This window comes from Limimaricola pyoseonensis, from assembly GCF_900102015.1.
GTDB classification, from domain to species: domain Bacteria; phylum Pseudomonadota; class Alphaproteobacteria; order Rhodobacterales; family Rhodobacteraceae; genus Limimaricola; species Limimaricola pyoseonensis.
In genome coordinates this window covers 124,749-143,171 of record NZ_FNAT01000006.1, presented here as the reverse complement: position 1 = coordinate 143,171, position 18,423 = coordinate 124,749, and the positions used below count along the sequence as shown (strand labels likewise).

Annotated in this window: 17 protein-coding genes; 9 read left to right on the top strand and 8 right to left on the bottom strand. The window is 72.4% G+C overall.

Going from position 1 to position 18,423, the window contains the following annotated elements; all coding sequences use genetic code 11:
- Window position 1 precedes the first annotated feature (1 nt).
- Genes BLT43_RS19250 through BLT43_RS13535 form a run of 8 tightly spaced genes read left to right on the top strand, consistent with a single transcriptional unit; the run spans window position 2 to window position 8,720 of the window.
- On the top strand, window positions 2–1,108 hold the full coding sequence (locus BLT43_RS19250) for an ABC transporter ATP-binding protein (RefSeq protein ID WP_090113671.1): 1,107 nt from the start codon (window positions 2–4) through the stop codon (window positions 1,106–1,108).
- Window positions 1,109–1,114: 6 nt separating this feature from the next.
- Window positions 1,115–2,593, top strand: a complete 1,479-nt coding sequence (locus BLT43_RS19245; RefSeq protein ID WP_090113670.1) for an FAD-dependent oxidoreductase — start codon at window positions 1,115–1,117, stop codon at window positions 2,591–2,593.
- Window positions 2,590–3,348 (top strand): 3-ketoacyl-ACP reductase, encoded by a 759-nt coding sequence (locus tag BLT43_RS13560; RefSeq protein ID WP_090113668.1) that lies wholly within the window; start codon window positions 2,590–2,592, stop codon window positions 3,346–3,348. Before BLT43_RS19245 ends, BLT43_RS13560 begins: the two co-directional genes overlap by 4 nt.
- Window positions 3,349–3,357: 9 nt before the next feature.
- The gene (locus tag BLT43_RS13555; protein WP_090113666.1) at window positions 3,358–4,950 is read left to right on the top strand and encodes a GMC family oxidoreductase; all 1,593 of its coding nucleotides are present in this window, start codon (window positions 3,358–3,360) and stop codon (window positions 4,948–4,950) included.
- A complete protein-coding gene (locus BLT43_RS13550) occupies window positions 4,947–5,264 on the top strand; it encodes a Dabb family protein (RefSeq protein ID WP_090113665.1) in 318 nt (105 codons plus the stop codon). The genes BLT43_RS13555 and BLT43_RS13550 overlap by 4 nt, the downstream gene beginning before the upstream one ends.
- A gap of 20 nt (window positions 5,265–5,284) precedes the next feature.
- A complete protein-coding gene (locus BLT43_RS13545; RefSeq protein WP_090113663.1) occupies window positions 5,285–6,448 on the top strand; it encodes a dihydrodipicolinate synthase family protein in 1,164 nt (387 codons plus the stop codon).
- A 5-nt stretch (window positions 6,449–6,453) separates the two neighbouring features.
- Window positions 6,454–7,464 carry a LacI family DNA-binding transcriptional regulator gene (locus tag BLT43_RS13540; RefSeq protein WP_090113661.1) on the top strand — a complete coding sequence of 337 codons (1,011 nt, stop codon included), beginning with the start codon at window positions 6,454–6,456 and terminating at the stop codon, window positions 7,462–7,464.
- Window positions 7,461–8,720: a glycerate kinase type-2 family protein gene (locus BLT43_RS13535; RefSeq protein WP_090113659.1), complete on the top strand. Its 1,260-nt coding sequence runs from the start codon at window positions 7,461–7,463 to the stop codon at window positions 8,718–8,720. The genes BLT43_RS13540 and BLT43_RS13535 overlap by 4 nt, the downstream gene beginning before the upstream one ends.
- Window positions 8,721–8,737: 17 nt before the next feature.
- On the opposite strand, the gene ctlX is transcribed toward BLT43_RS13535, so the two are convergent.
- Window positions 8,738–9,667 carry a citrulline utilization hydrolase CtlX gene (gene ctlX / locus BLT43_RS13530; RefSeq protein WP_090113658.1) on the bottom strand — a complete coding sequence of 310 codons (930 nt, stop codon included), beginning with the start codon at window positions 9,665–9,667 and terminating at the stop codon, window positions 8,738–8,740.
- 62 nt (window positions 9,668–9,729) lie between these two features.
- Between ctlX and BLT43_RS13525 the strand changes: the two genes are divergently transcribed.
- On the top strand, window positions 9,730–10,221 hold the full coding sequence (locus tag BLT43_RS13525) for an Lrp/AsnC family transcriptional regulator (RefSeq protein ID WP_341349846.1): 492 nt from the start codon (window positions 9,730–9,732) through the stop codon (window positions 10,219–10,221).
- Here BLT43_RS13525 and BLT43_RS13520 read toward each other — a convergent pair.
- From BLT43_RS13520 to BLT43_RS13490, 7 genes are all read right to left on the bottom strand, one after another.
- Window positions 10,208–11,272, bottom strand: coding sequence for a LacI family DNA-binding transcriptional regulator (locus tag BLT43_RS13520; RefSeq protein ID WP_090113656.1), 1,065 nt, complete (start codon window positions 11,270–11,272; stop codon window positions 10,208–10,210). The genes BLT43_RS13525 and BLT43_RS13520 overlap by 14 nt on opposite strands.
- 137 nt (window positions 11,273–11,409) lie before the next feature.
- Window positions 11,410–12,900: a gluzincin family metallopeptidase gene (locus BLT43_RS13515; RefSeq protein ID WP_090113654.1), complete on the bottom strand. Its 1,491-nt coding sequence runs from the start codon at window positions 12,898–12,900 to the stop codon at window positions 11,410–11,412.
- Window positions 12,897–13,919 (bottom strand): ABC transporter ATP-binding protein, encoded by a 1,023-nt coding sequence (locus BLT43_RS13510; RefSeq protein ID WP_090113652.1) that lies wholly within the window; start codon window positions 13,917–13,919, stop codon window positions 12,897–12,899. The genes BLT43_RS13515 and BLT43_RS13510 overlap by 4 nt, the downstream gene beginning before the upstream one ends.
- Entirely contained in the window at window positions 13,916–14,881 is a 966-nt protein-coding gene (locus tag BLT43_RS13505; protein WP_090113650.1) for an ABC transporter ATP-binding protein, read from the bottom strand. Before BLT43_RS13505 ends, BLT43_RS13510 begins: the two co-directional genes overlap by 4 nt.
- Window positions 14,878–15,816 carry an ABC transporter permease gene (locus tag BLT43_RS13500; protein ID WP_090113648.1) on the bottom strand — a complete coding sequence of 313 codons (939 nt, stop codon included), beginning with the start codon at window positions 15,814–15,816 and terminating at the stop codon, window positions 14,878–14,880. The genes BLT43_RS13505 and BLT43_RS13500 overlap by 4 nt, the downstream gene beginning before the upstream one ends.
- On the bottom strand, window positions 15,816–16,790 hold the full coding sequence (locus tag BLT43_RS13495) for an ABC transporter permease (RefSeq protein ID WP_090113646.1): 975 nt from the start codon (window positions 16,788–16,790) through the stop codon (window positions 15,816–15,818). The genes BLT43_RS13500 and BLT43_RS13495 overlap by 1 nt, the downstream gene beginning before the upstream one ends.
- A 61-nt stretch (window positions 16,791–16,851) precedes the next feature.
- Entirely contained in the window at window positions 16,852–18,423 is a 1,572-nt protein-coding gene (locus tag BLT43_RS13490; RefSeq protein WP_090113645.1) for an ABC transporter substrate-binding protein, read from the bottom strand.

Below are 18,423 nucleotides of genomic sequence, written 5' to 3'. Positions count from 1 at the left end.
CATGGGCTTTCTCGACATCAAACGGGCCACCAAGTCCTACGGCGCGGTCAAGGTGCTGCACGAGACCGACATCTCGATCGAGGAGGGCGAGTTCCTGGTGCTGGTCGGCCCCTCGGGCTGCGGCAAGTCCACGCTGCTGAACATGATCGCCGGGCTCGAGGAGGTCAGCTCGGGCGACATCGCGATCCGCGGCCGCAGCATGAACGGCGTCAAGCCGGCCGAGCGCAACATCGCCATGGTGTTCCAGAGCTACGCGCTCTACCCGAACATGACGGTGCGCGGCAACATCGCCTTCGGCATGGAGATGCACGGCATCCCCAAGCCCGAGCGCGAGCGCAAGATCGGCGAGGTGGCGCAGCTTCTGCAGATCGAGCCGCTTCTCGACCGCAAGCCCGGCCAGCTTTCGGGCGGCCAGCGCCAGCGCGTCGCCATGGGCCGGGCGCTGACCCGCGACCCGGACGTGTTCCTGTTCGACGAGCCGCTGTCCAACCTCGACGCCAAGCTCAGGGTCGACATGCGCACCGAGATCAAGAAGCTGCACCAGAAGCTCGGCACCACCATCGTCTACGTCACCCATGACCAGATCGAGGCGCTGACGCTCTCGACCCGGATCGCGGTGATGTATGGTGGCCATGTGCAGCAGCTCGGCACCCCTAAGGAGATCTACGACAACCCGGCCAACATGTTCGTGGCGGGCTTCATGGGCTCGCCCTCGATGAACCTGTTCCCGGCGAAGGTGACCGGCCATGAGGGCCGGCCCGCGGCCGAGATCCGGCTCGGCGACGGCAGCCTGGCGCGGCTGCCGTTCGCGCAGGGCTTCGAGGGGCAGGAGGGGCGTGAGATCATGCTCGGCATCCGGCCCGAGGCGATCACCGACCGCGACGGCGCCGACCGCAACGCCCGCGCGCTGCAGGTGATCGACGCCCGCGTCGAGGTGACCGAGCCGGCCGGGTCCGACATCTTCGTGGTGAGCCAGATGGGCGGGCGCGACGTGACCGGCCGCTTCCGGGCCGACGTGCCGGTGCGGGCGGGCGAGCACTTCCCCTTCGCGATCAACATGGACAAGGCCGTGGCCTTCGATCCGAAGACCGAGATGCGGATCTCCTGAGGCGACATGGCACCCAGACCGGACATCGTGGTGATCGGCAGCGGCATGGGCGGGGCGAGCCTGGCCGCCGGCCTCGCGCCGAGCGGCGCGCGGATCGTGATCCTCGAGCGCGGCGCGCCGATCGCCGACGACGCCCCGGCGCGCGACCCCGAGCGGGTGCATGGCAACAGCGCCTTCCGCTCCGACGAGACATGGCTCGACGGGGCGGGGCGGCGCTTCTCGCCGGGCAACTACTACAATGTCGGCGGCAATTCGAAGTTCTACGGCGCGGTGCTGATGCGCTACCGGGCCGAGGATTTCGGCGCGCTGCGCCACCATGACGGCGTCTCGCCGGCCTGGCCCTTCGGCTATGACGAGCTGGCGCCGCATTACGACCGGGCCGAGGCGCTCTACCGGGTGCGCGGCGCCGCCGGGGAGGACCCGACCGAGCCGCCGCACGCCGCGGCCTACCCGCACCCGCCGGTGCCCGACGAGCCCGCGATCGCGGCGGTGCGCGCGCGGCTGGAGCGGGCCGGGGCCCGGCCCTTCAGCCTGCCGCTCGGCGTCGATGTCGAGCGCTGGCTCGCCGCCGGGCGCACCGGCTGGGACGGCTATCCCGACCAGCGCTGCGGCAAGATGGACGCCGAGACCTGCGGGCTGGCCGCCGCGTTGGCGCATGACAATGTCGAGTTGGTCACCGGCGCGCGGGTCACGGCCCTGCGCACCGGGCCGGACGGCCGCCGGATCGCGGAAGTGGTCTACGAGAAGAACGGCGAGGCGCACAGGCTCGCGCCGCGCATGGTGGCGCTCTGCGCCGGGGCGGTGCAGTCGGCGGCGCTGATGCTGCGCTCGGAGATCGGCAACGACCAGGTCGGGCGCTGCTTCATGAACCACAACGCCAGCGCGCTGATCGCGATCGACCCGCGGTTTTGCAACGACAGCACCTACCAGAAGACCTTCGGGATCAACGACTGGTACCTGTCGGACGGGGCGGGCGGGCCGCCCTTGGGCAACCTGCAGCTGCTCGGCCGGGTGGTGCCGGAGATCCTGAAGATCCAGGCGCCGCGCCTGCCGCGCGCGGCGGCGCGCTGGATCTCGGGCCACGCGGTCGACGCCTACGTGATCTCGGAGGACCTGCCCGACCCCGAGAGCCGGGTGACGCTGTCGGGCGGCGAGATCCGGCTGAACTGGCGCCGCTCCAACATGACCGCGCATCGCCGGCTGGTGGCGAAGGCGCGCGAGACCTTCCGCGCCGCCGGCTTCCCGCTGGTGCTGTCGCGGCTGTTCGACGGGCGCGTGCCCTCGCATCAATGCGGCACGCTGCGGATCGGCGACGATCCGGCGCGCTCGGTCGCCGACCCCGAGGGGCGGTGCTGGGACCACCCCAACCTCTTCATCGCCGATGCCGGCGCGCTGCCGACCTCGGCCGCCGTGAACCCGGCGCTCACCGTGGCCGCGCTGGCGCTGCGCGCGGCCCGCACCATCGAGAAGGATCTCGCAGCATGACCCGCGTCGCATTGATCACCGGCGGCCAGAGAGGCATCGGCCTCGGCATCGCCGAAACCCTCGCCCGCGCCGGCTTTGCCGTGGCGCTGGCCTCGCGCAGCCCGGCCGAGCACGCCGACGTGCAGGCGGCGCTGGAGCGGCTGGGGCCGGGGGCGCGCTACTACGCCCACGACCTGCAGGCGATCGAGGGCCATGCCGGCCTCATCGACCGGATCGAGGCCGATCTCGGGCCGGTCGACTGCCTCGTCTCGAACGCCGGCGTGCCGGCCAAGGCGCGCGGCGACATGCTCGACCTCGCGCCCGACAGCTTCGACTTCGTGCTGGGCGTGAACCTGCGCGGCGCCTTCTTCCTCGCGCAGGAGGTGGCGCGGCGGATGCTGGCGCGGCCGGCCGGGGCCTACCGCTCGATCAGCTTCGTCACCTCGGTCAGCGCCGAGATGGTGTCGGTCGAGCGGGCCGAGTACTGCATCTCCAAGGCCGGGGCGGCGATGATGTCCGAGCTCTTCGCGGTGCGGCTCGCGCCGCATGGCATCGGCGTGTTCGAGATCCGCCCCGGCATCATCGAGACCGGCATGACCGCCGGCGTGAAGGACAAGTACGACAGCCGCATCGAGGGCGGGCTGGTGCCGGCGGCGCGCTGGGGCCGGCCCGAGGACATCGCGGAGGTGGTGCTGCCGATCGCCGAGGGCCGGATGGCCTTCGCCACCGGCAGCGCGATCCGCGTCGATGGCGGCCTGTCGATCCCGCGACTCTGAGGACCCACCATGGCAGACGGCTACGACTTCATCATCATCGGCGGCGGCAGCGCGGGCTGCGTGCTCGCGGCCCGGCTCTCGGAGGATCCGCAGGTGCGGGTGCTGCTGCTGGAGGCGGGGGGGCGCGACCGGCACCCCTTCTACCACCTGCCCGCGGGCTTCGCGAAGATGACCAAGGGCATCGGCAGCTGGGGCTGGAGCAGCGTGCCGCAGGCGCACATGCAGGGCCGGGTGTTCCGCTACACACAGGCCAAGGTGATCGGCGGCGGCTCGTCGATCAACGCGCAGATCTACACCCGCGGCAACCCGCTCGACTACGACGAGTGGCGCCAGAAGGGCTGCACCGGCTGGGGCTATGACGACGTGCTGCCCTATTTCCGCAAGGCCGAGGACAATGACAGCTTCGAGGACCGCTACCACGGCAAAGGCGGGCCGCTGGGCGTGTCGCAGCCGCGCGCGCCGCTGCCGGTCTGCCAGGCCTATTTCGAGGCGGCGGCCGAGCTCGGCATCCCGCGCAACCACGACCTGACCGGCGCCAGCCAGGACGGGGTCGGCTTCTACCAGCTGACCCAGCGCGACGCGCGGCGATCCTCTGCGGCGATGGCCTATCTCGCGCCGAACCGCGACCGGCCCAACCTCACCGTGCGCACCGGCGCGCAGGTGCGAAGGATCCGGGTCGAGCGCGGCCGCGCGCGCGGCGTCGAGATGGTCGACGGCAGCCGCATCGACGCGACCTGCGAGGTGATCCTGTCGTCGGGCGCGATCGGCTCGCCGCGGCTGCTGCAGCTGTCGGGGATCGGGCCGGCCGACGCGCTGCGCGAGCTGGGGATCGAGCCGGTCTACGACCAGCCCGGCGTCGGCGCCGAGCTGCAGGACCATCTCGACCTCTACTGCATCTGCGAGCTGACCGGCCCGCACAGCTACGACCGCTACGCCAAGCCGCACTGGTCGGTGCTGGCCGGGCTGCAATACCTGATCTCGCGCAGCGGGCCGGTGGCCTCGAGCCTGTTCGAGACCGGCGGCTTCTGGTACGCCGACCCGGACGCGCGCTCGCCCGACCTGCAGTTCCATCTCGGGCTCGGCACCGGCATCGAGGCCGGCGTCGAGGCGATGCCCGACGGCGGCGTCACGCTCAATTCCTGCTACCTGCGGCCGCGCTCGCGCGGCTCGGTCCGGCTGCGCAGCGCCGACCCGGCCGAGGCGCCGCTGATCGACCCGAACTACCTCGCCGATCCGCGCGACCGCGAGATGTCGATCCGCGGGCTGAAGCTGACGCAGGAGATCATGGCGCAGTCGCCGCTCGCCCCCTTCGTCCGGGCCGAACGGCTGCCGGGGCCGGAGGTGCGCAGCGACGACGAGTATTTCGACTTCATCTGCCGGCACTCCAAGACCTCGCACCACCCGGCCGGCACCTGCCGGATGGGCAGCGACCCGGCGGCGGTGCTGGACCCGCGGCTGCGCTTCAACGGCATCGAGGGGCTGCGCGTGGCCGACGCCTCGATCATGCCGAACCTGATCTCGTCCAACACCAACGCCGCGGCGATCATGATCGGCGAGAAGGCCGCCGACATGATCCGCGAAGATCACGGGGTGCCCGCATGATCCGCCACATCGTCCTCGTCCGCTTCGCCCCCGGCACCGGGGAGGCCGAGATCGCCGCGCTCTGGGAGGAGCTGCACGCCATCGAGGGCCGGGTGCCGGGGCTCTTGTCGATCGCCTCGGGCCGCAGCGAGAGCCCGGAGGGGATCGAGCGCGGCTACCTGCACGGCTTCACCGCCGATTTCGCCGATTGGGACGCGCTCGCCGCCTACCAGGCGCATCCCGACCATGTCCGTTTCGGCCAAAACCTGACCGCCCATGCCGAGGGCGGGCGCGACGGCATCCTCGTCTTCGACCTGCCCGTCGCCGCCCGCTGACCCATCTTCCGGAGAGATCCATGCTGAACCTGCCCACCCCCGACCACCGGCTCGAACCCTATGCGCTGAGCGGCGAGCCGCTGGTGCCGCGCGCGCCCGCGCTGCCGCTGACCCGCACCGCCTTTGCCGCGGCGCATGTCGTCTCCGACCCGCTGCGCGAGCGCGACCCCTGGGTCGGCGCGCCGGCGGTGGACTGGGAGAACACGCTGCGCTTCCGGCACTGGCTCTGGGACCAGGGGCTGGGGCTGGCCGAGGCGATGGACACCGCGCAGCGCGGCATGGGCACCGACTGGCCGACCGCGCGCGAGCTGATCGCCCGGACCATGCGCGAGGCCAAGGCGCATCCGCTCCGGCCCCGCGTCGCCTGCGGCGCGGGCACCGACCAGCACCCGCCCGAGGCGCTGCGCGACGAGGCGGCGATCGTCGCCGCCTATGCCGAGCAGATGGAGGCGATCGAGGCCGAGGGCGGGCAGGTGATCCTGATGGCCACCCGCGCGCTGCCCGCGATCGGGGCCGATGTCGAGACCTACGCGCGCGTCTATGGCCGGTTGCTCGAGCAGGCGGCTGAGCCGGTGATCCTGCACTGGCTGGGCGAGATGTTCGACCCGGCGCTTTCGGGCTACTGGGGCACGCGCGACGTCGCCGCCGCCTCTGACGCGGTGCTGGCGATCATCGCGGCGCATCGCGACAAGGTGGACGGCATCAAGATCTCGCTGCTCGACCAGGCGCATGAGGAGGCGTTCCGGGCCCGCCTGCCCGAGGGGGTGCGGCTCTATACCGGCGACGATTTCAACTACGCGCCGTTGATCGAGGGCGACGGGCGGCACCATTCGCACGCGCTGCTCGGGGCCTTCGCGGCGATCGCGCCGGCGGCGAGCCAGGCGCTCGAGGCGCTGGCGCGCGGCGATGTCGCGACCTACCACGCGCTGCTCGAGCCGACCGTCCCGCTCTCGCGCGAGATCTTCAAGGCGCCGACCCGCTTCTACAAGGCGGGCATCGCCTTCCTCGCATGGCTGAACGGCGCGCAGTCGCATTTCGTCATGCCCGGCGGCTTCCAGTCCTCGCGCGAGATCACCCATTACGCCGCGCTCTACCGGCTCGCCGACCGGGCGCGGCTGCTGGCGCGGCCCGATCTGGCCGAGGACCGGATGGGGCTGCTGCTGAAGCTGCACGGTCTGGGCTGAGCGCGGTGGGCCGGCGCGCCACGATCCGCGATGTCGCCCGGCGGGCGGGGGTGTCGAAATCCACCGTCTCGCTGGTGCTGCAGGACTCGCCCTTGGTGCGCGACAGCACCCGCGCGCAGGTCGAGGCGGCGATGGCCGAGCTGGACTACGTCTACAACCGCGCCGCGGCGGGCCTGCGCGGCGCGGCCAAGGGGCTGGTCGGCCTCGTGATCAACGACCTGCGCAACCCCTTCTTCACCGAGTTCGCGGCCAGCGCGCAGATGGGCTTCGCCGAGCGCGGCTTCGCCACGGTGATCGCCAACACCGACGAGGATCCGGTCTTGCAGGCGCAGGTGATCGACTCGATGATCGAGCATGGCGTCTCGGCCATCGTGATCTCGCCGGCCTATGGCGACGCGACCGGCTTCGACCGGATCGCGCGCGCGGCCATCCCCTGCATGCAGGTGCTGCGCCGGGTCGATCCGCGGACCGAGCTGTTCCCCTTCGCCTCGCTCGACTACGGCGAGGGCGGCCGGCTGGCGACGCGCCACCTCGTCGAGGCCGGGGCGCGCAACATCGCCTTCGTCGGCGGGCTCGAGGACCGGCCGATCACGCTCGAGCGGATGGCGGGCTATGCCGACGTGATGGCGGCGGAGGGGCGCGCGCCGCGGGTCTTTCCGGGCCGGCCCTCGCGCGGCTTCGGCCGCGAGCTGGCACTGGAGCTGGCGCGGGCGCATCCCGAGATCGACGCGGCGGTCTGCTTCAGCGACCTCGTGGCGCTCGGGATGCTGTCGGGCTTCGCCGAGGCCGGCGTGGCCCTGGGCGAGACGTTCCGGCTGGTGGGCTTCGACGACATCGAGGAATGCTCGCTGGTCTTCCCGCAGCTGAGCTCGGTGCGTTGCGACACCGCCCGTTTCGGCCGCGACGCCGCGGCGACCCTTCTGGACTGGATCGACACGGGCCGGCGGCCGCCCGACAGCCGGCGCCTGCCGGTGGAGCTGGTGGCGCGCCGGTCGAGCCTTGGAGTGACGCGATGACCCCTTCCCCCGAAGAGTTGCTGCGCTCGCTGTTCGACGCGGCGGTGGCGGCGGCCGACCCGATGCGCTGCCTGCCGGCGGCCCTGCCGCCGCGGCCCGTGGGGCGGCGGCTGGTGGTCGGGGCCGGCAAGGCCGCGGCGCGCATGGCCGAGGCGGTCGAGCAGGTCTGGGGGCCGTGCGAAGGGCTGGTGATCACCCGCGACGGCTACGAGCGGCGCTGCGCGGGGATCGAGATCGCCTCGGCCGCGCACCCGGTGCCGGATGCGCGCGGCCGCGCGGCGACGCGGCGGATGCTGGATCTGCTCGGGGGGCTGGGCGAGGCCGACGAGGTGCTGGCGCTGGTCTCGGGCGGCGCCTCGGCGCTGATGGTGGCGCCGGCCGGGCGGGTCACGCTGGAGGAGAAGCGCGCGATCAACGCGGCGCTCCTGGCCTCGGGCGCGCCGATCGAGGCGATGAACACGGTGCGCAAGCATCTGAGCGCGGTGAAGGGCGGCCGGCTCGCCGCCGCCGCCTGGCCCGCGCGGATGACCGCTCTGGTGATCTCGGACGTGGCGGGCGACGATCTCGCCGCCATCGCCTCCGGCCCGACGGTGGGCGACCGCTCGACCCCGGCCGAGGCGCGGGCGATCCTCGACCGGCACGGCATCGCGGTGCCGGCCTCGGTGGCCGAGCTGCTCGACGGGCCGTCGGGGGTGATCTCGCCGGATGACGCGCGGCTGTCGCGCTGCGAGACCCGGCTCGTGGCGGCGCCCTCGCAATCGCTCGCCGCCGCCGCGGCGGCCGGGCGGCGCGCCGGCTGCCGGGTCGAGATCCTCGGCGACGCGATCGAGGGCGAGGCGCGCGAGGTCGCGGCGGAGCAGGCGCGGCTGGCGCGCGCGCGGCAGGCGGAGCTGCGTCCCGGCGACGCGCCGCTGCTGCTGCTGTCGGGCGGCGAATGCACGGTGACCCGGCGCGGCGAGGGCAGCGGCGGGCCGAACGCCGAGTATGCGCTGGCGCTCGCGCTGGCGCTGCGCGAGCAGCCCGGCATCGACGCCATCGCCTGCGACACCGACGGGGTGGACGGGGCGGCGGAGGTGGCGGGCGCGATCGTCGGGCCGCGCACGCTGGCGCGCGCCCGCGCGGCGGGCCGCTCGCCCGAGGCGGCGCTGGCCACGAACGACGCGCATGGCTTCTTCGCGGCGGTGGGCGGGCAGGTGGTGACCGGCCCGACGCTGACCAACGTCAACGATTTCCGCGCGATCCTCGTGCGGGCCTGAGCGCCGGGGTGCGGGGCTCAGCCCGCGCCGCGCGGGCTGAGATGCAGGCCGGCCAGCATGCAGCGCACCGATCCGCCCGCCATCTCGATGGTCGGGATCTCCAGCGGCAGCAGCGCCGCGTGGCGGGAGATGCGCTCGCGCTGCTCGGCGTCGAGCGCCGCCAGCGCCCGCGCCGAGAGCGCCAGCCGCGGGCCGTCCGCGCCCTCCAGCTCGATCGCGTTGCCCGCGAACTCGGCGATCTGCGCCTGGCTCAGCGCGATCACGTCGCGCCCCTGCGCGCCGAGCCGCGTCAGGATCTCGGCGCGGCGGGCCGGATCGGCGATGCAATCCGCGCCGACCAGCGCGAAGCGGGTGGCCACGCACATCAGAACGTTGGTGTGGTAGATCGGCGTGCCGGTCTCGTCCGCCGCGTCGAACACCACCGGCTCGAAGTTGAAATGGGTGCAGAACCGCTCCAGCAGCACCTCGCTCGTGCGCTTCGAGCGGGCCGCGTAGGCGACGCGCTCGACATGGTCGAGCACCATCGCGCCGGTGCCCTCGAGAAACAGCCCGTCGGGCTCCAGCCCCGAATAGTCGATCACGTCCTGCACCCGGTACTCGGCCTTCAGCATCTCGATCACGTCGGGCCGCCGCTCGGCGCGGCGGTTGGGCGCGTGCATCGGGTAGAGCGCGACATGGCCGCCGGCATGGGTCGAGAACCAGTTGTTGGGAAAGACCGAGTCCGGCGTGTCGCGGCCCTCGTCCTCGAACAGGTGCACCCGCAGCCCGGCCGCGGCGAGCCGCTCGGCGGCGCGGCTCACCTCATGATGCGCGCGCGCCGCCACGGTGGCGGCCTCGGCCGCGCCGGGCAGGGACTGGAACCGGTTGTCGGCCGCAGTCTGGGCGTTGGGGGCGAAGTGATGCGGGCGGATCATCACGACCGCGCGCGGGGCCTGGGGCGATGGCATGGGCTGGGCTCCGTCAGGTTTCGACATGGGCCAAGGCCTAGCCGCCCGGTATTTCATGATGTATGGGCAAGTTGCGCGATCCGGGTGCGAAGTTCGACCAGATTGCGCAGGAAGGACGCGAGATCCGCATGCATGTCTTCGACGAGCTCGACCGCCGGCTGATCGCGCAGCTGCGCGAGGACGGGCGCGCGCCCGTCTCCAAGCTCGCCACGCTCCTGGGGGTGACGCGGGCCACGGTGCAGGCGCGGCTCGACCGGCTGCTCGACAGCGGCGCGATCCTCGGCTTCACCGTGCGGGCGCGGCAGGATCACGGGCCGGACGGGGTGCAGGCGATCATGATGATCGAGGTCTCGGGCCAGTCGACCACGGCGGTGATCCGGCGGCTGCGCGGCCTGCCGGAGCTGCGGCAGCTGCACTCGACCAACGGCAAGTGGGATCTCGTGGCGCATCTCACGGCCGAGAGCCTGACCGATTTCGACCGGGTGCTGCGCGAGGTGCGGGCGGTGCAGGGCATCACCAACAGCGAGACCAGCATCCTGCTCAGCTCGGTCTGACGGGCTCCGTCGCGCCGGCCCCCGGCGCCCCGCAGGACTCGCGGACCACCAGCCGGGTCGGCAGGATCGTCTCGGGCGGCACCGCCTCGCCGCCGATCCGCGCCAGAAGCGCCGCGGCCGCGGCGCGGCCGAGATCGTCGATCCGCACGTCCACCGTGGTCAGCGGCGGCGCGTGATGCGCGGTCTCGGCGACGTTGTCGAAGCCGGTGAGCGCGATGTCGCGGCCGATCCGGAGCCCCTGCGCCCGCAGCGCCCCGCCCGCGCCGAAGGCGACGATGTCGTTGTAGCCGACGAAGGCGGTGGGCCGGTCGCCTTCGCGCGCCGCCGCGAGCACCTCCAGCGCCGCCGCGTGCCCGCCGCTGCGCGAGGGCAGCGCGTCATGCACCGTCACCGCCCGGTCGGGGTCGAGCCCGGCGGCGGCGAGACCGGCGCGCAGCCCCGAGAGCCGTTCATGCTGGGTCGACATGCCGGTGGTGCCGCCGAGGAAGGCGAGCCGGCGATGGCCGAGGCCGTGCAGATGCGCGGCGATCCGGCGGGCGCCGTCGGCATTGTCGGGGCCGACATAGGGCAGCGCCGGGTCGGGCGCGCTGGCCGGGCGGCGCATCATCGTCACGATCGGCAGGCCGAGCCCGGCGAGATCCTCGGGCGGGGTGCCCTGCGCGGGGCTGATCATCACCCCGGCGGCGCCGTGCTCGCGCATCGAGCGCATGAGGTCGCGCTGCCGGTTGGGCGAGTCGTTGGTGTTGGCCAGGAGCGGCACGAAGCCGCGCGCCGAGAGCGCCTCTTCGACCGCGACGGCGAGCTGGGCGAAGAACGGGTTGACGAGGTCGGGGATGACCAGCGCCACGAAGGAGCTGGTGGCCGAGCGCAGCGCCGCCGCGCCACGGTTGTAGACGTAGCCGATCCGCTCGGCCGCCGCCTCGACCCGGTCGCGGGTCTCGGCATTGACGAGGGAGGAGCCGCGCAGCACCAGCGAGACGGTGGATTTCGAGACGCCGGCCTCGCGCGCGACGTCGAGGATGGTGATCCGGCGCTGGGATCTGTCGGGCATCGGGGCTCCTTGGGTCTCGGGCTGCGTCGCGCCAGTATGGAACGTTCCGACCCGGTCCGACAGGGGGCGCGAGAGGAACGGTGCCGAGATGTCGCTTCCCGCGGGGGTTGCGGCCGCGGCGATCGGCGCGGGCGGCGTCAGCCGAACTTGCCGCGCAGGTAGCCCAGATAGTCCGTCGGGTCGTCGGCCGGGCCGTCCAGTTCGGCCTGCAGCTCGGCCCGGCTCTTCGAACGGCCGTGCCGCCAGACCAGCTGCCCGAGCGCCGCGCGCAGCGGCGCGGTGTCGCCGCGATCGGCCGCCGCGCGGAGGCCCGGCGCGCTTTTGTCGAGATGCGCCATGATCCGGGCCGCGGTGAGGTTGCCGATCGTGTAGGTCGGGAAGGAGCCGATATAGCCAGACGACCAGTGCACGTCCTGCAGGCAGCCGCGCGCGTCGTCGGGCACCGATAGGCCCAGATCCTCGCGCATCGCCGCGTTCCAGGCCTCGGGCAGGTCGGCCACGGCGAGCGAGCCGTCCATCAGCGCCATCTCGATCCGCACCCGCAGTATGACGTGCAGGTCGTAGCTCAGCTCGTCGGCCTCGACCCGGATCAGCCCGGGCTCGACCCGGTTGATGGCGGCGACCCATTCGGCCTCGCTCACGTCGCGAAGCTGCTCGGGGAAGGCGTCGCGCAGCCCCGCGAACTGCGCCGACCAGAAGCCGGGGCTGCGGCCGACATGGTTCTCGAGCAGACGCGACTGGCTTTCATGCATCCCGAAGCTGGTGCCGCCGACGGCGTAGAGGCCGACGAGGTCGGTGGCGTGGACGCCGCGGGTGTGGGCCGGATCGACCCCCATCTCGTAGAGCGCGTGGCCGGTCTCGTGGATCGTGCCGAAGATCGCCATCGGCAGGTAGTCGGGCCGCCAGCGCGAGGTGATGCGCACGTCCTCGCGGGTGAAGCTGATCTCGAAGGGATGCACGGCGGTGTCGAGCCGGCCGCGGCCGAAATCGTAGCCGAGATCGCGGGCGAGGCCGGCGCAATAGGCCTGCTGCGTTTCGGGCGGGTAGTGCCGGTAGAGGAAGTCGGTGCGCGGCGCGGGGCGGCCGCGCGCGGCGTCGAGGATCGGCAGGATGCCCGCGCGCAGCCGGTCGAACAGCGCCGAAAGGCTGGCGGCTGTCTCGCCCGGCTCGAACACCTGCACCATCGGGTCGTAGGAATGGCCGTCATGGCCGAGCGCGTCGGCCGTCTCGCGCGCCAGCCCGACCACCGCCTCGAGATGCGGGCGGAAGATCGAGAAGTCGGAGGCGGCGCGCGCCTCGGCCCAGGCCGCGCCGGCCAGCGCCGAGCGTTCGGCCTGCATCCGCAACAGCTTGGCGGGGATGCGCGCGTGGTGGTCGATCGCCTGCAACACCGCCTCGGCGCCGCGCCGGCGGACGGGGTCGTGGGCCGCCTCGTGCTCGGCCAGGGCGAGGTCGCGCAGCGCCGGGTCGAGGATCGCCTCGCGGGCGAGGCCCTTCAGCGTCGCGACCTGGTGGCCGCGCGTCTCGGCGCCGCGCTTGGGCATGGTGACGCGGGCGTCCCAGTTGAGCAGGTTGACCGTGCAGAGCAGGTCGTTGATGCGGGCGACGCGGTCGGCGAAGGCGTTCATGCCGCGACCTCCGCGCCGGTGCCGCCATGTTCGAGGTGGCAGGCCACCGCGCGGCCCGGCCCGGCGGGGCCGAGCGCCGGCACTTCCGTGCGGCAGCGCGGGCCGGCCATCGGGCAGCGCGGGTGGAACGGGCAGCCCGGCGGCGGGTCGAGCGGCGAGGGGATCTCGCCCTCGATCGGGTGGAAGGCGCGGCGGCCGCGGCCGATCTCCGGCACCGAGGCGAAGAGCGCGGCGGTGTAGGGGTGCTTCGGCGCGGCGTAGAGCTCCTCGGCCGGGGCCAGCTCGACCAGACGGCCGAGATACATGATCGCCACCCGGTCGCAGACATGGCGCACGACCGACAGGTCGTGGCTGATGAAGAGCGCGGTGAGGCCGAGATCGCGGCGCAGCTGGAGGAAGAGGTTGAGCACCTGCGCCTGGATCGACACGTCGAGCGAGGCGACCGCCTCGTCGAGCACCAGAAGGTCGGGCCGCATGGCGAGCGCGCGGGCGATGGCGATGCGCTGGCGCTGGCCGCCCGAGAACTGGTGCGGCAGGCGGTTGGCATAGGCGCCCTCGAGCCCGACCTGCGCCATCAGCGCGCGCACCATGGCCGGGATCTCGGCGGGCGGGGTCAGGCCGTGCTGGCGCGGGCCCTCGGCGATGGTCTCGCCGACCTTCATGCGCGGGTTGAGGCTGGCGAAGGGATCCTGGTGGATCATCTGCACATTCGGGGTGAGCTTGGTCACGTGGCCGCCCCGATCCCGCGCGACCGGCTGGCCGGCGAGCGTGACGCGGCCCTCGCTCGGGGCGTGGATGCCGGCCACCATGCGGCCCAGCGTGGACTTGCCGCAGCCGCTTTCGCCGACCACGCCCAGCACCTCGCCGCGCGCCACCTCGAGCGTGACGTCGGTGACGGCGTGCACCGTCTCGTCGCGGGCCGGGCGGCCGGTGATCCGCCCGGCGAGGCGCTCGGCCAAAGCGGGGCGGCGCGAGAACCGCTTGGAGACGGCCTCGATCTTCAGCAGCGGCTCGGTCATGCGGCCTCCAGCGGGTGATGGCAGAGCACCTCGCGCCCGTCCGATCCGCGCGCGGGCGGGGTGGTGCGGCACAGGTCGGTGGCGCGCGGGCAGCGCGGCCGGAACGGGCAGCCGGCGGGCAGGTTGGCGAGCTGCGGCGTCGAGCCGGGGATCTGCGGCAGCGGCTGGCCCGGGGCATGGCCGCTTGGCACGCTGTCGAGCAGGCCGCGGGTGTAGGGGTGGCGCGGCGCGGCGATCACGGCCTCGGCCGGGCCGCGCTCGACGATGCGGCCGGCATACATGACGCAGATCTCGTCGGCGAGGCTGGAGACCACGGCGAGGTCGTGGGTGATCCAGACGATGGCGGTGCCGGTCTCGTCGGCCAGGCGGCGGATCTCGGCCAGGATCTGGCCCTGGATCGAGACGTCGAGCGCGGTGGTCGGCTCGTCGGCGATGATCACGCCGGGGCGGTGCAGGAGCGCCGTGGCGATCGCCACGCGCTGGCGCATCCCGCCCGACAGCTGGTGCGGATAGGCCATCAGCCGTTCCTCGGGGGCGGGGATGCCGACGGTGGCGAGCGCGTCGCGCGCCCGCGCCCAGGCGGCGCGCTTCGACATGCGCTCGTGCACGCGCACCGCCATCGCCATCTGGTCGCCGACCCGCAGCACCGGGTTCAGGGTCATCATCGGGTCCTGGAACACCATCGCGACCTTGCTGCCGCGCATCCGGCGCATCGCGGCGGGGGCGAGCCCGCGCAGCTCGGTGCCGGCGACGCGGATCTCGCCGGCCGCGACCTCGCCGGGCGCGTCGATCAGTCCGAGGATCGAGAAGCCGGTGACGCTCTTGCCCGAGCCGCTCTCGCCCACGAGGCCGAGGATGCGGCCGGGCTCGACCGAGAAGCTGATGTCGTTGACGGCGGTGACGAGCCCCGCGCGGGTGTCGAAGCGGGTGGTGAGCCCGCGCACGTCGAGAGCGGCGGTCATCGGCTGTTCCTCGGGTCGAGCACCGTGCGGACCTGGTCGCCGACGAGGTTGATCGCCACGACGGTGACCATCAGCGCCACGCCGGGATAGATCGACAGCCAGGTGCGGTCGGTGTGGATGTACTTGAAGCCGTTCGAGATCAGCGATCCGAGCGACGGTTCGGTGAGCGGCAGGCCGACGCCGAGGAAGGACAGCGTCGCCTCGAGCGCGATGGCGCTGGCGACCTGCACGGTGGCGACCACGATCAGCGGCGGCATGACGTTGGGCAGCAGGTGGCGCAGCAGCACCCGGTGGGTCGGCAGCGGGGTGGAGCGCGCGGCCTCGATGTAGTCCTTGCGCCGCTCGGCGGTGGCGGCGCCGTGGGTGGTGCGGGCGAAATAGGCGTATTGCGCCACCACCAGCGCCAGCACGATCTGCGCCACGCCCTGGCCCAGCACCGCCACCAGCACCAGCGCCAGAAGGATCGCCGGCATCGAGAGCTGCAGGTCGACGACGCGCATCAAGAGCGCCTCGACCCGGCTGCCGAAATAGGCGGCGGTGAGGCCGACCGAGATGCCGAGCGCCAGCGCCAGCGCGCCCGCGCTCAGCCCGATCACGAAGCTGGTCTTCAGCCCGTAGAGGATGGCCGAGAGCATGTCGCGGCCGGCATTGTCTGTGCCGAGCAGGTGCACGTAGCCGCCGCTGCCGGTCTCGCCGGGGCGCAGGAAGGCGTCGGCATAGTCGAGCGCGGCCATGTCGTAGGGGTCCTGCGGCGCCACCAGCGGCGCACCGAAGGACAGAAGCAGCATCAGCACGACGAGGCCGAGCGCGGCCACGGCCATCGGCGCGCGGCGGTAGTCGTCCCAGAAATGGCGCAGCCGGGTGGCGCGAGTCTCGGCCGGTGGCGCGGAGGGCACCGGCACCGGGCCGCCCTCGCTCAGGGTGGTGTCGGACATCAGGCGCCCCCCTTCAGGCGGACCCGCGGGTCGAGGCGGGCATAGATCAGGTCGACGACGAGGTTGATCAGCACGAAGAGCACCACGACCATCACGAGGTAGGAGACCATCACAGGCCGGTCGAGCTGCAGGATCGAGTCGATGATCAGCTTGCCGACGCCGGGCCAGTTGAAGACGCTCTCGGTCACCACCGCGAAGGCCAGCGTCGAGCCCAGCTCGAGGCCGAACACGGTGACCAGCGGGATCGAGATGTTGCGCAGCACGTGGCGGGTGACGATCTGGTGGTCGGGCAGGCCCTGGGCGCGGGCGAAGCGGACGTAGTCGGTGCGCATCGCCTCGACCATGCCGGCGCGCGACAGCCGGATCATCAGGCCCATCTTGAACAGCGACAGGTTGATCGCCGGCATGATGACGTGGCTCCAGCCGTCGGCGGTGGCGAGCGAGGTCTCGAACCACAGGAGCTGGCCGAGATCGCCGCGCCCGCCGGAGGGCAGCCAGCCGAGCTGCACCGCGAAGGTCATGATCAGCAGCATGCCGATCCAGAAGGTCGGCACCGAGAAGCCCAGCACCGACAGCGCCATGATGGCGCGGGCCGAGAGGCTGCCGGGGTGGTAGCCGGCCCAGATCCCGGCCGGGATGCCGATGCCGGCGGCGATGGTCACCGAGACCAGCACCAGCTCGAGCGTGGCGGGCAGGCGCGAGAAGACGAGGTCGACGACCGGCACGTTGTAGACCATCGAGGTGCCGAGATCGCCGCGCACGACGTTGCCGACGAAGGCGAAATACTGGCGCCAGAGCGGCTGGTCGAGGCCGTATTGCGCGATCAGCTTGGCGCGGATCGCCTGGTCGGCGCCGGGGTCGATCAGCACGTCGATCGGGTTGCCGATCGCGAAGACGCCGGTGAAGACGATCACCGACATGGCGACGATCACCGCGGCGGCCTGCATCAGGCGCTGGAGGAGGAAGCCGGTCATGCGGGTCCTTCGGAAAACGGGGTGGGGACCGCCCCGCGCGGGCGGGGCGGTCCGGGTCGGGTCACTCGGCCGGGCTGATCTTGTAGGCCAGCGTTTCCTGGTCGGTGCGCGGCGTGAAGCTCAGCGTGTCGGCCTCGGCGGCCCAGACCGTCTGCAGGATCACCGTCGGGATCAGCGCCCGGTCCTCCATGGCGATGAAGGAGGCCTGCTCGAACAGGTCGCGGCGCTTGGCCTCGTCGAGGGTCATCTGGCCCTCGTCGAACAGCGTGTCGAACTCGGCATTGGCGTAGCCGGTGCGGTTGAACGCGCCGAGGCCCAGCTCGTCATCCTTGGAGTGGGTGAGCGAGCCGTAGGTGTAGCTCGCCTCGCCGGTGAGCGTGCCCCAGGCCGACATGGTCATGGTGTATTCCTCGCGCGCGGCGGCGGGGAAGAACACCGTGCCGTTCAGCGCCTGGGCGTTCACCTTCAGCCCCAGCTTGGACCACATCTGCGCCAGCGCCTCGCAGACCACCGCGTCGCCCGGCACCCGGTTGTTGGTGCAGGTGAAGTCGATCTCGAAGCCGTCGGGGTAGCCCGCCTCCGCCATCAGCGCCTTGGCCTGCTCGAGGTCGTATTGCCGCTCGCCCAGCTTGTCGGAATAGCCGAAGAAGCCCTCGGGCATCAGCTGGTTGGCCGGCGTGCCGAGGCCCTCGAGCACGACCCGCACCAGCGTGTTGCGGTCGATCGCGAGGTCGAGCGCCTTGCGCACCCGCAGGTCCTGCAGCGGGTTGCCCTCGACTTCCTTGCCGTCGATCGTGATCGGCTGCGGCTCCTCGTCCTTCACCGACGGGGCGATGTTGAGGATGTAGACCGAGTCCGACACGAAGGTGTCGAGGTCGGGGTTGCCCTGCATGGTCAGGTAGTCCGAGGCGGGCACGTAGTTGATCAGGTCGACCTGGCCCGACTGCAGCGCCGCGACGCGGGCGGCGTCGTCGGCGATCTCGCGGCGGATCACGGTCTGCCAGTGCGGCGTCTCGCCCCAGTAGCCGTCGAAGCGCTCGAGCTTGAGGTCGCCCTTGGGCTCCCAGCTGACATATTCGTAGGGGCCGGTGCCGATCGCCTTCTCGCCGGAGTTGAACTCCTCGTTGCCGGCCTCCATGCCGGTCGAGGCGGGCACCACGAAGAGGCGGATGAAATCGTTGGGCAGCGACGGCGCGGTGCCGTTGGTATGCACGTGGAGCGTGTTGTCGTCGATCACCTCGACGTCCTTCACGCGCTTGGTGTAGATCGTCATCGACATCGGGCCGGTGACGGCGGGGATGCGCTCGATCGAGAACTTCACGTCATGGGCGGTCAGCGTCTCGCCGTTGTGGAACTGCACCCCCTCGCGGATCTTGAACTCCCAGGTGTCCTCGTCGATCGGCTCCCAGCCGGTGGCGAGGCCGGGGATCAGCTGCAGGTTCTCGTCGACGCCGACCAGCGTGTCGAAGACATGGCGCAGCGCCTCGGCCTGGCTGCCCAGCGTCGACCAGTGCGGGTCGATCGAGTCGGGGCCGGCGCGCAGGCCGATCACCAGTTCCTGAGCCATCGCGCCGGGCGCCGCGGCCCAGAGCGCCGCGGCGGCGATGCCGCCCTTCAGTAGGGTCTTCAACAT